Genomic DNA, 942 nt, shown 5'->3' on the forward strand with positions numbered 1-942 from the left:
GGCGATGATGCTGGCGGCCGGAGGCGCGGGGGTCACTTTCGTCCCGGCCTCGATGCGGGGGGTTCAAACCGGTGCCCTGAAGCTGGTAAGACTCGTGGGGCCGCAACCCGTTGCCGCGTTCGCCATCGCCACCCGTGACCGAGAGCAGAGTGTGCTCGCCCAACGCTTTCGCCAGACGGTCATGGCCGAGGCCGCCTTGCTGGCGGAACCGGACGTCAAGACGGCGGGATAGAGGCGAGCCATCGGCACGGCGGATGAAGAGTCGCAAAATAGAACAGCGTCATTCATTGTCGGGTTTGCCGTGCCTACCTGTCATTGTTCCAAATGACGCACTTATCAGAAGGTACGGTAATCGGCGGTGTTAGCGTCACGATTGCGCGTAAAATCGCGCTGTGGCGTGGAATCGGCGGGTCTGGTGGGTCGTGTAGGATTCGAACCTACGACCAATTGGTTAAAAGCCAACTGCTCTACCAACTGAGCTAACGACCCAGAACGTGCGACCGGCGAGAAATGCCGAATCAGTGCCATAAAGGCGAGGGATTGATCGATGGTGGGTCGTGTAGGATTCGAACCTACGACCAATTGGTTAAAAGCCAACTGCTCTACCAACTGAGCTAACGACCCATGCGCTGTTGATCCATGGCGCTAATCGGCGCCAAAAGCATCGACCCGTCGGAGAGTGGTGGGTCGTGTAGGATTCGAACCTACGACCAATTGGTTAAAAGCCAACTGCTCTACCAACTGAGCTAACGACCCCTTCCGACTGGGCGCACATATTACTCATAACCATCGGAGCAGGCAAGCGTTTTTTCCCGCCCCGAGGCGGCTGTCACGACACCGGAATCAGGAGTCTTCGCGTCGCGGACGACGCGGTTTCTTCATCGCCGTCACCGGACGACGCTTGTTCTTGTCGCGGCTCCAGCGATTTTTCTCGTCAGGGGT

1 protein-coding gene, 3 tRNA genes and 1 pseudogene are annotated in these 942 nt (G+C 58.2%); 1 reads left to right on the forward strand and 4 read right to left on the reverse strand.

The annotated features are described in order from the left end of the window. The coding region (locus BTW07_RS19305; protein WP_208605458.1) for a type 2 periplasmic-binding domain-containing protein at positions 1-232 on the forward strand (232 nt) is incomplete at its 5' end. Between the two features lie 181 nt (positions 233-413). On the opposite strand, the gene BTW07_RS19310 is transcribed toward BTW07_RS19305, so the two are convergent. The 4 genes and pseudogenes from BTW07_RS19310 to BTW07_RS20240 form a co-directional block, all read right to left on the reverse strand. Continuing rightward, positions 414-489: transfer RNA gene (locus BTW07_RS19310), tRNA-Lys, on the reverse strand. A 59-nt stretch (positions 490-548) separates the two neighbouring features. Continuing rightward, positions 549-624, reverse strand: a tRNA-Lys gene (locus tag BTW07_RS19315). A gap of 56 nt (positions 625-680) precedes the next feature. Beyond that, positions 681-756: transfer RNA gene (locus BTW07_RS19320), tRNA-Lys, on the reverse strand. Positions 757-843: 87 nt separating this feature from the next. After that, a pseudogene (locus tag BTW07_RS20240) lies at positions 844-942 on the reverse strand (23S rRNA pseudouridylate synthase B); the annotation flags it as partial.

It is taken from the genome of Salinicola socius (genome assembly GCF_001937195.1).
Classification (GTDB): Bacteria; Pseudomonadota; Gammaproteobacteria; order Pseudomonadales; family Halomonadaceae; genus Salinicola; species Salinicola socius.